Consider the following 14,379-nt stretch of genomic DNA (forward strand, 5'->3'; position numbering starts at 1 on the left):
GCCTAAGCGCTTAAAAAATTATGCACAAGGCTCAAAGCCTCTGCCTGAGCGCGTTCCAGCTCGTCGTTTACAATCACATGGTCGAATTGCCCCGAAAAAGTAAGCTCATATTTTACCCGCTCAATGCGCGTTTTGAGTGTTTCCGGCGTTTCTGTATTTCGTTTGGTAAGTCGGTCGATTAAAACTTCCAGTGAAGGCGGCTGAATAAAAAGCGAAATAGTTTGTTCGGGGTATTTATTTTTTAGCGATAATGCACCTTTTACATCTACATCAAAAATAATATGCTGATTGGCATTCCAAATACGTTCAACTTCACTTTTTAAGGTGCCATATAATTTGCCCGGATACACTTCTTCCCACTCAACAAATGCATCCTGATTTATTTTTTCTTTGAATTGTTCTACACTCAAAAAATAATAATCTTTTCCATCGGTTTCCATATTGCGAATGGTTCGCGTTGTGGCTGAAACCGAAAAGGCAAGTTTTGGTTCGCTGGCAAGTAAATGTTTAACAATAGTTGTTTTTCCTGCTCCTGATGGTGCTGTAACAATTACTATTTTGCCCTGCATTATAACACGTTATTTAATTGTTCTTTTATTTTTTCAAGTTCATCTTTCATAACAACAACTTTGCGTTGCATTTCTGCGTGATATGATTTTGAACCGATGGTATTAATTTCTCTGTTCATTTCCTGACAAATAAATCCGAGTTTTTTTCCTTTTTCACTGAGTGATTCATTAATGGTATCAATAAAGTAATCGCAATGTGAACGGAGGCGTGTAACTTCTTCTGTGATATCCATTTTTTCCAGATAAAAAATTAATTCCTGCTCAAACCTGTTTTTATCAATATCTTCATCACCCATATAACTTTGCAAATCGCTGAACATTTTTGTGCGCTGTTGCTCCATTCTTGATGGGTCGAGACCTTCAACTTCTTTTAATGCTTCACGCATCAGTTGCACTCTTAATACCAGATCTTTTTCAAGATTTGCCCCTTCATCGGTTCTAAATTTATTTAATTGTTTGCAGGCATTTTCTAATTGTTTATTTACTTCCGCCCACTGTTCTTCCGACAAACTTTCGTTTGAAGTTGTAGTTACATTCGGCAGGCGAAACACAAGATCAAACACTCGTGAATCATCCACATTTAATTCGTTGGCAATTGCTTTAAGCTGACGATAATATTCTTTAACGGCAACGGGATTTACTTCACCACCTTTATCATCAGCCATTTCGTAACCGAGTGTGCAATCGGTTTTACCGCGCATAATCGATTTATTCAGCAGATTGCGAATTTCAATTTCATATTCTTTAAAAAGCGGAGCGATGCGCAGGTTCAGATCAAACGATTTACTGTTTAATGTTTTGATTTCGAGCACAATATTTTTACCACCAAGGCTAAAAGTACTTCGTCCATAACCCGTCATTGATATAATCATACAGTCAATTTGAACACAAAAATACGATTATACGGTTGGATTCAAAGATTTTTTACCGAAGCATGCTAACCAAAGCAGGGTGGGGGAGATTAATTCAGTGCATTTTGTTTCTTCACAGATGTAAAACTCACCAGTGCAACACCGGTAAATACCAGTAATGCAGATATTATTTTTTCGAGGGTGAGATGGTCATTTCCATAAACAACGGCAATGATACTCGCAATTACAGGCTGTGTATAAATGTAAATACTCACTAAGGCAGGAGACCCATAGTTTAATCCTAAAATATTAAATAAATAAGCCAATACGGTGGCACCAAGGATAACATAAACCAGTGCCCAAATGGCAACAGATGGAACAGTTTCCCAATTAACGGCAGCAGCTTCTTTCCAGCCAAATGGAATAATAAATAAAATACCGTAAGTAAAAATCCAGCGCGCTAAAGTATATGGCGAATATTTTACCATTAGTGGTTTGGCAATAATGAGAAAAATAGCATAAGAGGTTGCGTTTATGGTAATACAAATATCACCGGCAATACTGGAAGGGGAAGATTTATCCGCGGCGCCTGAAGAAATTAATAAGGCTACACCAATTGCACCGATAATTATACCTATTGTTTTTATCCACGTTATTTTTTCTTTTAAAATTACCCAGGCCATGATAAGCACAATCAGCGGTGTTGCAATCATGATCATGGCTGAATGAATTTCGGATGTAAGACTTAATCCCTTAAAAAAGAATAATTGATTGATAACTACGCCAAACAATGAGGCAACAAATAATTTTTTATGATCACCCGGTTCAATTTTTTCGTGTTTGGTGATAAATGCAAGTATGGTGAAAATTATAACAGCACCGGTTACACGAAAAAGTACAATGCCAAATGGTTCAATATGTTGTAAAGCAATTTTACCGATTGCATAATTAATTCCGTAAATAATATTTGCACCAAGAATAAAAAAATGTGCTTTGAGCGCCGGTTTCACGGTGCAAAATTACAATTACTCCTGAACTTATTAATTAGAAATCAAGGCTGAGCGAAAAATACCATCTTGGATCGCCTAAACCATTAGCATCGAGCGGTTGAGCACGATCAACGCGAACAAAATATCCAAACAACGTAGTGCGCACGCCTAAGCCGGTTCCCATAACAAGCGGGTCGCGATAATAATTTACGTTTACAGTAATTGGAATTTGTTCAATTTCATTATTGGTGTATGGATTATCTTCTTCGAAAGGTGATTTACCTTCCCATGCAGAACCAATATCATAAAAACCAACTATTTGTAAATTGCGTAATAATTCAGAACGCAATGGTTTATTAAAGAAATAAGAAAAAATAGGGAAACGCAATTCCGAATTAAATACAACATAGCCGTTTCCATTGCGTGCATTTTGATCGTAACCTCTCAGGTTAGTTGCTAATGTTTGATAAGCGTAGCCGGCTTCCTGATTTATTTCCACATCGGTATTAAATACAGGTGCTATCCAGCTATCAACACCACCCAAATAATAAATTAATTTCTGCGGACCGAATGATGAACCTCCTGCAATACGATTAGCCCAAGTGAGCTGACGATGAATTTTTTGGTAATGACGGAAATCAAAACCAAATACACCCATGTAGCCATCATTTAAACTGATTTTTAATCCCTGGTCAGCATTTACTTCAAATTGTTTATGTATTTCTAACCATACTTTGTAACGCATGCCATGTAAAATGTTTGTCATTACAGGATAAGTATTATCATGTACATATTCCAGTTTAAATGACAGCCAGTCTTCTTTATAATTCGGCAGATTTAAGCTGAATGTATCGTTGGCTAGAAATATAATTTTTTCACCACGATAAGATACACTGCCTCGTAAACTGCGAATTACATCAATTGGATATTTTAAACTGCCTTCAATAACATTGGTTTTAACACCGGCATCAACTACCGGATACCAAAGTGGCTGGAAGGTATATTGTGCTTTGTCAGTTTGATAATACCAGGTAAGTTTTTTATCGATGCGATGTTTTAAATCGTCATATGATAAATAATATTCACCGCCTGAAAACGAAGTTGGAAAACGCATGCCACCTGTAAAGCGATAATCTTCAAATAAATCGCTGATGCTTACAGTAAACAAGGCACCTAAATTTGGTGTAGAATAAACGCCACCTGATGTATTAAAACTTTCGTATTTATTTATAAATAAACTATTATCGAGCTGACTGGTTACAAATTCGTTGCTGAATTTTAAACGATAAGGAATGATGCGGGACGAACGGAATTTTTTTCCGGTATTAATATTTTCCTGCTCCGGATTTTTTGACTGACCAAGTGCAACTTCATCTGTTGCAACGGCTGTTGTTTCCTCATCCGAAAAATCGGTTTGGAAAAACATGCCTTCATCAATTTTCTTTTTAATTGTATCGGTACTGGTGATTATTGTTTGTGTTTTAATCATAGTAGATGAATCCGTTTCACTTATTGTGGTTACAACATCATCATCTTTCTTTTTAAGATTAATAAAATTCCGGAAGGTGGTATTATTGAGCGTATTATTTTTTATTTCGCTCATGTCACCCGGTGCGTTAGTTATAAAGAACACATTATTTTTCCCCTGCTGAAATACTTCTGCCACTTTCCCTGTTTTCCAGTTGATATCATGTTCAAGAATATTGCCTGAATAATTTGTAACCGGAAAAACATAAGCGGTATCGCGATAAATATCGGCCAGCAACATGGAATCGAATTTTGGCCAAACGGTTAAATCTTTATAATCGTAAAGTGGGTTCGTTACGGTTGAATCCGGATAAAACACCAATGTATCAGTATGGTCATATAAGCTATCTAAATATCCGCCAAAACGATTAATAATACCATTTTGATCACTCAGATAAGCAAAATGTTTTTCGTCGAATTGTAATGGTGCTGTTTCACTTATTTTTTTGGTGTGTGTAATTTTTACCAGTTTTTTTGATTTGTGGATGTAATCGTAGAAATATAAATCCATGTTACCTACCGGCAAAATAGAATCAACTGTTCTGGTTGTATACAATGAATCGCGGTCGCGGTTAGATGCGAAAATAATACCTTCGTAACCATTGTTTAATTCAACATAACCCGGATTTAAATCGTCGAAATAATCGTTTGTTAATTGTTCAACCCTGTCGTTAAGTAAATGATACATGTAGATATCACTTTGCCCGTTATTCATAACACTCATAATGAGTCGGTTATTTGTTTTGGCAAAATGTGCATCCAATATTTTCTGAAAACGGGTTAACTCTTTTGTTTCTTTATCTTTTTTATCGGTATCGTAGGTGGTGATAAAATTTTTATATCGTTTTTCGTAAATAATCGCAAGTTTTTTCCCGTCAGGACTCCAGGTGATAAGCGGATTACTTAAATCGGTAGCTAAGGTTCTGGTTTTTAAACAGCCTTTTTTAACTTTTTTGGTTTCTTTCGACCCGATTTCCTGAATGTACACTTTAAATTTCCCATGGTCATCAACTGCATAAGCAATATTTTTTCCATCAGGACTTAATGACAATTCATGGTATTGCACATTTTTTTTAGTTTTTCTTGGGATAATATTTTCAGTCGCCGGTTTATTTTTATCTACCGACTCTTTTTGATATTTAGCTAAAAAATATTTGTACCAATCATCAATGGTACTGTTAACACCTGCACCTAAAACAAACAAAAATCCATTTTCGAGTGAGCGGTTTATTCTTATTAAATATAATAAATTCGGGATAGTTGCTTCGCCATAACTTTCAGCGATATAGTACCATAAAGCATGCCCTGCAAATCGCGCATCCTCACCGGTAAGTTTATTGAATTTCTGATAACGACCTGATAATACACCTTCGCGCAACTGGTTGTCGAGTTCGGTATTCCATTCTTCACCGATATAAGAAACCAAACCTTCTGTAAACCATTCTGGTAAATTTAAAAGCACGGCATTTTGAACAATTTCCTGCAGGTTACCTCCAAAAATCATAGCGTTAATTAAAACTTTTCCAACACCTTCACGAATTTGTTTTCTTAAATGCTGATGATTGCCATCGAAATAAATAAATATTTTATTGCCGATTATTTTTGTTTGCCCACCAATATTGTATTGTTCTTCTTTGCCTACAGCGAAATTACTTTGATTGTAGTCGGAGATATTATTGTATACAATAATTTCCGGTTTTGAATTGAGTTTATAATCGAGCAGGTCTTCAATTTGTATTAAATCGGCTTCAGCAATTTGTGCGGCAAATTTTCCAAGGTTTTGACCGCCCTGGTTGAAATACACTAAAAAGTGTTCACCTTCATAAAATTGCCAGGTAAAATCTTTGTATTGCACTCGGTTTTGGCCAAACTGCACCTGAGTGCCCTGACTAAAGGCAGAATTGGTTGCCATCAACAGCAGGGTGACAGCAACAAAATATATGTAACGTAAACCTGTTTTCTTCATACCGGGAGCCCCCTTCACCATTGCAAAATACGTAGTTTTGCCGTAAAGTTCAATTATTCAACAAAATTTTACAAAATAACGATATTCTGATGGCCCATATTGTGAGTTTTACGTTTAACCCCTTCTACGAAAACACCTATGTTATATACGATGAAACCGGCGAATGCGTTGTGGTTGACCCCGGTTGTTACACAAAAGAAGAGATGGAAGAATTGGGCGATTTTATAACCAGACAGCGTTTGACGCCAAAATACCTGATCAACACCCATTGCCATATTGACCATGTGCTGGGAAATAAGTTCGTTTCCGACACCTGGCGTGTGCCTTTAATGATGCATAAAGGGGAGCTCCCGGTTTTGCATGAGGTGGTAAATTATGCGCCAACCATGGGTATTTACTACAAAGGTTCACCTGAACCCGAAATTTTTGTTGATGAAGGCGATGAGGTGAAATTTGGCAATACCACCTTTAAGGTTTTTTTTACACCCGGACATTCACCGGCTTCGGTTTGTTTTTACAACGTTGCTGATAAATTTATTGTGAGTGGAGATGTTTTATTTAAAAGGTCCATCGGCCGCACCGATTTACCCGGAGGTAATTATGAAACACTAATTCAATCCATTAATGAAAAATTAATGACCCTGCCTGACGAAACTAAAGTTTACGCCGGGCATATGCAGCCAACTACAATCGGAGAAGAACGGAAGGAAAATCCGTTTTTAAATGAATAATTAGGTCGAAGCAGATTTTCTGATTGCTTTTGTTGCGCAATGGAACAGCTTAATTTTATTTTTTTAATTGCAATCTGGCCATTACAACCTCTTTATAAACTTCACCAATAGGTAAAAAAGTGTTGTGAATAAGGATACGGTTATTTTCGATGGCATCAATTTTATCGATGGCAATAAGGTGTGATTTATGGATGCGGATAAATTTTTCACGGGGTAAAGTTTCTTCAAAACTGCGCAAACTTTGAAGTGTTAAAATTTTATCGCTGCTTGTGTGAACAGTGATGTAATCTCGAAAACTTTCTAAGTAATAAATTTCATCGTAATTTAATTTTATTAAACGATGGTCAGATTTTACAAACAGGTAATTGGTGACTGTTGCTGCGGGTTTCGGATGAATACGTTGTGTTGCTTTTTGAATGGATGCATAAAAATTTTCGTAGGGAATTGGTTTTAGCAGATAGTCAATCACATCGAATTCAAAACCCTGTAAAGCATAATCTTTATAAGCAGTTGTAATAATAACCCCACATTTATTTTCAATAATTTTCATAAACTGAATCCCGGTTAATTCCGGCATTTGTATGTCGAGTAAAACCAGATCGATCATATTGTTTTGCACCATTTCAATTGCCTGAAACGGGTTCGTAGTAGCTAAAATTAATTCGAGTTGAGGTGTTTTTGCTACATAGCCCGACAATAATTTTATTGCCAGAGGTTCATCATCAATTATACAACACCTAAGCGCCATCAATTTAATATCTTATGGTTAAATGCAAGGTAAATATATTATTTTCTAAACTATTACTCATGGAATAACTTCCGGGAAAAACCAAATCTAAACGTTTGCGAATATTGGCAAGCCCAACTCCACTAGTGTTATCTTTATTGTGTTTGCCGATTTTATTACTCACTTGTATGTTTAACTCAGTATCACTGGCTTGTATCGTTATTTGCAGTGGCTGATCTTTGTCTTTAAAATCACCGTGTTTGAATGCGTTCTCAATTAATGTAACCAAAGTAAAAGGTGGAATCTTTTTATCCTCATAAGCACCGGTATAGGTTTTTAAAATTGGGAGTGGATAATCAAAACGCAATTGTTGTAAAGTGATATAATTTTCTGTTTGAATGAGTTCGTCCTTTATGGGACAAGTAATTTCTTTCTCATAAATTAAATATCGAGTGAGGTCTGAAAGGCGCATCACAGCTTCAGCTGCAAGGTCCGATTTTTCTGAAACCAGGCTGTAAATATTATTTAAAGAATTAAACAAAAAATGTGGGTTAAACTGAGCGCGTAAATAATTTAATTCAGCTTCCCGATGTTTAGCTTCCAGTAGATGCACCTTTTTTTGGTGTGTGATGGTATAATCTAAAAAATATAACAATACCCCAATTAAAATGTAATACAATGCATAACTGATATTATCAGCTATATAATAACCAATGGTGATTTCATCATTATAATTGCTTTGATGGATAATTAATGGAGCAAGAAATTCTTCCAGGAAATAGCGAAAGCCCATGAATATGGGAAACATGCCAATTAGGGAAAGGAAAATAAAAAAATACCTTTTTTGGGGGAAGAATTTTTTCAAGAGAAAGCGGACAAGCAGCAGTGTAAACATTACATATATTACATATGTAATATCAAAAGGACTAAAATGGTATAATCCTGATTTACCGTCCTGATATATACTGGTGTGAATTACTTCCAAACCAATTACCAGCATAAAAATGGTAATGCCGTAAACCAGCCACAATTGGCGTTTTGTCATGTTGTAAAAGTAATAAAATCCGTCAGCAGCCTAGCCATTTGTCTGCAAACACCTTATTTCTATCTGCAAACACGAAAAACCATTTTGCAGATAGATTTCCCATGTTGAGCGATAACATTTTAAGTGAAAAAAGTGACGGACTACTTTTGAAAAAAAAGATTATGCATAAACTATTTATTTTATCAATCGCCTTATTGTTATTTTCTGTTAACACATACGGACAATCGCAAATTACTGTAGCTGAAGCACAGGAACAAATGGATTCTATTTTATTGGGTCAACGGCAATTGCCATCTATGTTAATAGTGGGGAGTTTCCATTTTGCTTATTATAATTTCGATGCACACAAAACAGATGAAACCGAGCAGGTAAATGTATTATCACCTGAACGTCAAAAAGAAATGGAAGCTTTGGTTGAATACATTAAATTGTATAAACCAACAAAAATTGCTGTTGAGTCCGGACCAATTACCGGTTATTTACTTCGACGTTATGATGAATGGCAGGCAGGAACAAAACCATTGGGCCCGGATGAGATTGAACAAATTGGATTCAGACTAATGCGCGATTTACAGTTAGATACTATTTATGGGGTAAACGCAAGGCCAATTGTTATGGATTGGTACGATTCAAATGATTCGCTTTGTTTACGCCCGATATTAGACAGTGTTTATAATGAATGGGATTTTATTAGCGATGATACCATTTCCAATTTGTATAAACAATTTTATGATTTTGATGATGCATTGGCATTAAAAATGACTTTGTTAGATTATTTTTTATACCTCAACAGCGATCATGTTTTAGATAAAGGCTATGGTTCCTATCTAACCGGTGATTTTGATTTAGGCACATACGAAGGAGCTGATGCACTCGCTATGCACTGGTATAGCCGCAACCTGCGTATATACAGGAATCTGCAGGAAATTACAACTGCTCCTGATGATAGAATTTTAGTAATAATAGGACAGGGGCACGCACAAATATTGACACATTTATTTGAATGTTCCAATGAATTTAATTTGGTAAAATTTGGTGCAATTGGACAGGAATAACAATAAAAAACTCCGCCTAAAAAGCGGAGTCTTTTATGATTTTTTGGGATGAATTAATTCATCATCGTAACACTGCGTTTTACAAATTCGCTCAGGTCGGTGCCTTTTAACATGCCTTGCGATAATAATGCAAGGTCGTGTAATTGTTTTACCGATAAAGCTTGTTCTTCAGCTTCCTGTTTTAATATTTTTTGGATTACAGGATGATTGGTGTTTACCACTAAATTATACTGATCAGGCATACTTGCAGCAAAGTCCATTCCATTGAGGTGGCTCATCTCTTTCATCCTGCGCATAAATTCCGGTTTGGTAATTGAAACAGGACTATCTTCAGGTGATTGCGGTGTTAAAACAATAGTTGCAGCATTGGCATCTGAAATTTGTTCAAATAATGTTTTAACTGATTGTTCTTCTGTTTCATTTAATACAGAGGCAGTTTTTTCATCTTTATCTATAAGCTGGTCTACAGTGTCAGCATCCACACGTTTAAACTGAACACCGGTCATTTTTTGTTCTAAAAATGAAATAAAATGATTGTCGATTACATTATCTGTTTCCAACACATCATAACCACGGTTTTTAGCTGCATCTACGTAAGTGTGATGATCAGTCGTATTATTGGTATATAATGCAATAATGGAATTGTTTTTATCTGTTTGTCCGGCTTTAATATGCTCTTTGTATTCTTCAAAAGTGAAGTATTTTTTATCGGTATTTTGCAATAAACAGAATTTTTCGGCGCGTTCAGCAAATTTCTCATCACTTAACATACCATATTTAATGATAACATTAATGTTATCCCATTTATTTTCAAATTCAGCACGGTCTTTTTTAAATGTTTCTTCTAATTTTTCTGCTACTTTTTTAGTGATGTAGTTGTTTATTTTTTTAACATTCTGATCACTCTGTAAATAACTTCTGGAAACGTTTAACGGAATATCCGGTGAGTCAATAACACCATGTAACAGGGTTAACCATTCAGGGACAATTTCTTTTACCTCATCGGTAACAAATACCTGATTGCTGTAAAGTTGAATTTTATTTTTTTGGATTTCATAACTTTTTTTGATGCGCGGGAAGTATAATATCCCCGTTAAGTTAAATGGATAGTCTACATTTAAATGAATCCAAAATAATGGTGCTTCGGTATATGGATAAAGCTCGTTATAAAAGTTTTTATAATCCTCGTCTGTTAAATCTGATGGTTTTTTAGTCCATGCCGGCGCCGGATTATTAATAATATTTGGCGTGGTAACAGTAGTGTCTTCCCCTTCATTTTCACCTTTAACTGTTTCAGTTTTTTCACCGAATTGAATTTCAACTGGTAAAAACTTACAATACTTAGTTAAAAGGCCTTCAATTTTTGATTCCTCTAAAAAGGATTTATTCTCTTCATTTATAAATAAAACCACATCGGTTCCGCGTTCGGCTTTTTCCCATGGTTCGAGGGTAAATTCTGTGCTGCCATCACAAATCCAGCGAACAGGTTCAGCATCGGCGCGTCCTGAACGGGTTATAATCATCACCTTATCTGCCACCATAAACGCGCTGTAGAAACCTAACCCGAAATGGCCAATTATACTTTTACCGTCATCTAACCCCTTATACTTTTCAAGAAACTCACTGGCACTGGAAAAGGCAACCTGGTTAATATACTTTTTAACCTCATCGGCAGTCATACCGATACCTTTATCTGAAATTGTCAGGGTGCCGGCTTCTTTATCTATGTGTACACTGATATTGGTAGCACCAATTTCACCGGTTATTTCACCTAAGGATGAAAGTTTTTTAAGTTTTTGGGTGGCATCTACAGCATTGGAAACCAATTCTCTCAAAAAGATTTCATGGTCGCTGTAAAGAAACTTTTTAATAATGGGGAAAATGTTTTCCGTTTGAACGGCTATGGTTCCTTTTTCTAATGACATACGTATCGTAATTTTAGGTAAACCCCGCATTTCAAACGCTGTGCCATTGCATTTTGGCTGACAATTTGTCGCTGAAAGTGTCGGTTTTTTGCAGGAATTGGCTACATTTGCCCTCTCAGCAGCAGGCATAAATGGGCAGTATCAACAGGACATACATTCAAAACACCAAAGCAGAAATCGAATCGCTTTTGCATACATCCTGGGATTTGGTATCAAAACGCAATTCTGAAATCGAAAATTTATCGCAAAAGGCGCTCGAATTAGCCAATTCCATTGATAGTAATAATTATCGTGGATTGGCCATAATTGAATCAGCTTTGTTTGAATGTTTAGTTAAAAATAATTACTACCAGTCCATAAAATTATGCACCGAAGGGTTTAACCTGATGAAGGGTGAGTTCAAAAAAAGATATGCCGCCTATTATCATTTGAACCTTGGCAGAAATTATCATTTTCTCGGCGACAATGTGCTCACTCAAAAACATTATCTCGAATGTATTAAATTACTAGAACACCGGCCGGATAAAAATTATTATGAAAAGCGCTGGCTGGCACATACTTATTACAATATTTTTATCTTATTCAATTTTACCGGTGCTGAGTTTGCACAAAGTGAATATCTCGAAAAAGCGCTAAAGGTTTATGAAGAAATTGAAGATTCGGGTGGTGTAGCAAATTGTTATAATTCATATGCAGTTTATTATTTCAAACAAAACGAATTAAAATCTTCGCTTGAATATTTATTAAAAGCAAGAGATTTAGCTTTAAAAGAAAACGCAACTTCTTTTTTGTCTATTTATTGTTCTAACATCGGCTTGGTTTACACCAAAATGGGTATGATAGAAACCGGTGAAAAGTTTTTTGCCGATGCACAGGATTATGATTTAATAATCAACAGCACTTATCATTCGGCCCATACGCACAACCAAATGGGTGAAGCAAGTGCAATGCAAAAAAAGTTTGATAAGGCGATTGAACATTTTAAAATTGCTGAACAATATTTTGAATCCGTTGGCGTAAAAAAGGCGCTCTCAACTTTATATGATAATCTTTCACAAAGTTATATCGGCATAAATAATTTTGAAGAAGCTTATCGGTACCAAAAAAAATATGCTGATTCACTGAAAGATTTATTTAACGACGAAAAAACATTCGCTATTGCAAGAGCAAGAAATGAATATGAATTAGAAATTAAGGATCAAGAAGCTCAATTGTTGCGCTCCAAGAATGAACAAATTGCTAAATATGCAAATCAACTGGAATTTTCGAACAACGAATTGCGACAATTTGCACATGTAGCCAGTCACGATTTACGCGAACCGTTGCGCATGGTTTCTTCTTATGTGCAATTGTTGGAAAGGGGCTTACGCGACAAGCTGGATGATGACCAGAAGGAATTTATGCAATTTATTATCCATGGTACACATACCATGCAAAACCTCATCAGCGATTTACTTACGTTATCGGGAATCAGCTTTGTACGTTCACTGGAGGCTGTCGATTTAAATAAAGTGCTTAAAATAGTTTCAGGCACTTTAAAAAGTCAGATTGCAGAAAGAAATGTAATTATCAATTCGCCGGTTTTACCGGTTTTGCAAGCCGATGAAACCCATATGGTTCAGTTGTTCCAGAATTTAATCTCCAATGCCATTAAATATAATAAAAGCGCACAACCGATAATTGATATCACCTATAATTTAACTGCAAAAAAATACCATTTTGCGGTTGCTGATAACGGTATCGGTATTCCTGAAGAATACAAAGAAAAAATATTTCTCATTTTTCAGCGTTTACATTCAAGAGATGAATATTCAGGAACCGGAATCGGGTTGGCCATTTGTAAAAAAATAATCGACCAGGCCGGTGGAAAAATAAGGGTGGAGGCAAATAATAACCATGGCTGTATATTTAAATTTACCCTGCCCGTTACAGCCAGTTGATATTGATTGGTAATTGTATCATTAGTTAATCGGCATACTTGTTGTAATATAAGAATTATGAAAATTAGATTTTCACTACTGCTTGCAGTTTTCAGCACCTTATTTTTGTCGTCTTGTGTATCTTCAAAAGATATGCAGTATCAGGGTTTCACGAATTTTAAAGTGAATAATATTACTGATGAACCTAAGGTGAATGTTGATATAAAATTATATAATCCCAATTTTTTCGGCGGGAAATTAAAAGCAATGGAATTTAATGTTTTGGTAGATGATAAAATAATCGGAAGTGCGGGAATCCCCGATCCTGTGCGTATTAAAGGCAAATCGGAATTTATTTTACCGGTTGAATGTACTACTTCGCTAGATAAAATGGGCGGATTGCTGGCACTTGGATTACAATCTTATTTCAGTAGCAGTGAAGTGCCTGTTGGTATTGAAGGCACTATGACGATACAAAAGTTTATCTTTTTTAGAAGAACCTTTGCTTTTAAATATGGTGATGAAATTGACATTAAAAAAATAATGGGCAATTAAACTTTTTCGAGATATGATTTCGGGACTGATATTTTAAGCACCTGATTAATTACTTCTATTCGTATAATAAAATGTTTTTCGTTTTCAATTTCAATTAATTCGCCGGTACAACCTTTTAGCGGACCAAAATTAATTACAACCTGTTCGCCTTTTGAAAAAGTATCTTGTTGCGCCTCAACGGGTAATCCTGTTTCCAAGAAAATGCGAATGTCATCAATTTGTTTTTGCGGTATTACAGCGATTTTTTTCTCCTGATAAATAAAATTTACAACGCCTTCTACCATTCTCACTCTTGTGAGGTTTTCAGGAGTCACAAAAACAAAAATATAACCGTTAAACAAAGGCGCTTGAACCGTTTTTTTTCTATCACTCCACTGCCGCACCGTTTTCATCAAAGGCAAAAAGGCCTCCAATTGCATTTTATCCAATCGCTCTTTTACTTTTTTTTCACTCCGCGATTTTACGTAGGCTACATGCCATTGTGGTAAGCTGGTTTTTTTATCTGCAGTAGGTTCCATTA

Annotated in this window: 12 protein-coding genes; 4 read left to right on the plus strand and 8 right to left on the minus strand. The window is 35.7% G+C overall.

Annotated elements, in window-relative coordinates:
• Positions 1-2: 2 nt before the first annotated feature.
• From gmk to IPI65_11335, 4 genes are all read right to left on the minus strand, one after another.
• Entirely contained in the window at positions 3-569 is a 567-nt protein-coding gene (gene gmk, locus IPI65_11320; GenBank protein ID MBK7442101.1) for a guanylate kinase, read from the minus strand.
• A complete protein-coding gene (locus IPI65_11325) occupies positions 569-1,441 on the minus strand; it encodes a YicC family protein (protein ID MBK7442102.1) in 873 nt (290 codons plus the stop codon). The genes gmk and IPI65_11325 overlap by 1 nt, the downstream gene beginning before the upstream one ends.
• Positions 1,442-1,530: 89 nt before the next feature.
• A complete protein-coding gene (locus IPI65_11330) occupies positions 1,531-2,430 on the minus strand; it encodes an EamA family transporter (protein MBK7442103.1) in 900 nt (299 codons plus the stop codon).
• Between the two features lie 34 nt (positions 2,431-2,464).
• Positions 2,465-5,923, minus strand: a complete 3,459-nt coding sequence (locus tag IPI65_11335) for a PD40 domain-containing protein (protein MBK7442104.1) — start codon at positions 5,921-5,923, stop codon at positions 2,465-2,467.
• Between the two features lie 68 nt (positions 5,924-5,991).
• Between IPI65_11335 and IPI65_11340 the strand changes: the two genes are divergently transcribed.
• Positions 5,992-6,633, plus strand: coding sequence for an MBL fold metallo-hydrolase (locus IPI65_11340; GenBank protein MBK7442105.1), 642 nt, complete (start codon positions 5,992-5,994; stop codon positions 6,631-6,633).
• Positions 6,634-6,688: 55 nt separating this feature from the next.
• On the opposite strand, the gene IPI65_11345 is transcribed toward IPI65_11340, so the two are convergent.
• Positions 6,689-7,381 carry a response regulator transcription factor gene (locus IPI65_11345; GenBank protein MBK7442106.1) on the minus strand — a complete coding sequence of 231 codons (693 nt, stop codon included), beginning with the start codon at positions 7,379-7,381 and terminating at the stop codon, positions 6,689-6,691.
• 4 nt (positions 7,382-7,385) lie between these two features.
• Positions 7,386-8,405, minus strand: a complete 1,020-nt coding sequence (locus tag IPI65_11350; GenBank protein ID MBK7442107.1) for a histidine kinase — start codon at positions 8,403-8,405, stop codon at positions 7,386-7,388.
• A gap of 161 nt (positions 8,406-8,566) precedes the next feature.
• Between IPI65_11350 and IPI65_11355 the strand changes: the two genes are divergently transcribed.
• Positions 8,567-9,460: a hypothetical protein gene (locus tag IPI65_11355; GenBank protein MBK7442108.1), complete on the plus strand. Its 894-nt coding sequence runs from the start codon at positions 8,567-8,569 to the stop codon at positions 9,458-9,460.
• Positions 9,461-9,513: 53 nt separating this feature from the next.
• Here the strand turns inward: IPI65_11355 and htpG are convergent, their stop codons facing one another.
• Entirely contained in the window at positions 9,514-11,385 is a 1,872-nt protein-coding gene (gene htpG, locus IPI65_11360) for a molecular chaperone HtpG (GenBank protein ID MBK7442109.1), read from the minus strand.
• 188 nt (positions 11,386-11,573) lie between these two features.
• Between htpG and IPI65_11365 the strand changes: the two genes are divergently transcribed.
• Together IPI65_11365 and IPI65_11370 are read left to right on the plus strand one after the other, a co-directional pair.
• Complete coding sequence (locus tag IPI65_11365; GenBank protein ID MBK7442110.1) at positions 11,574-13,325, plus strand: GHKL domain-containing protein; 1,752 nt, start codon at positions 11,574-11,576, stop codon at positions 13,323-13,325.
• Positions 13,326-13,382: 57 nt separating this feature from the next.
• Positions 13,383-13,859 (plus strand): LEA type 2 family protein, encoded by a 477-nt coding sequence (locus tag IPI65_11370; protein ID MBK7442111.1) that lies wholly within the window; start codon positions 13,383-13,385, stop codon positions 13,857-13,859.
• Here IPI65_11370 and IPI65_11375 read toward each other — a convergent pair.
• Positions 13,856-14,377, minus strand: a complete 522-nt coding sequence (locus tag IPI65_11375; GenBank protein ID MBK7442112.1) for a UpxY family transcription antiterminator — start codon at positions 14,375-14,377, stop codon at positions 13,856-13,858. The two genes, IPI65_11370 and IPI65_11375, sit on opposite strands and share 4 nt — an antisense overlap.
• Positions 14,378-14,379: the final 2 nt, after the last annotated feature.

Source organism: Bacteroidota bacterium, assembly GCA_016706255.1.
In the GTDB taxonomy this organism is placed as follows: domain Bacteria; phylum Bacteroidota; class Bacteroidia; order Chitinophagales; family BACL12; genus UBA7236.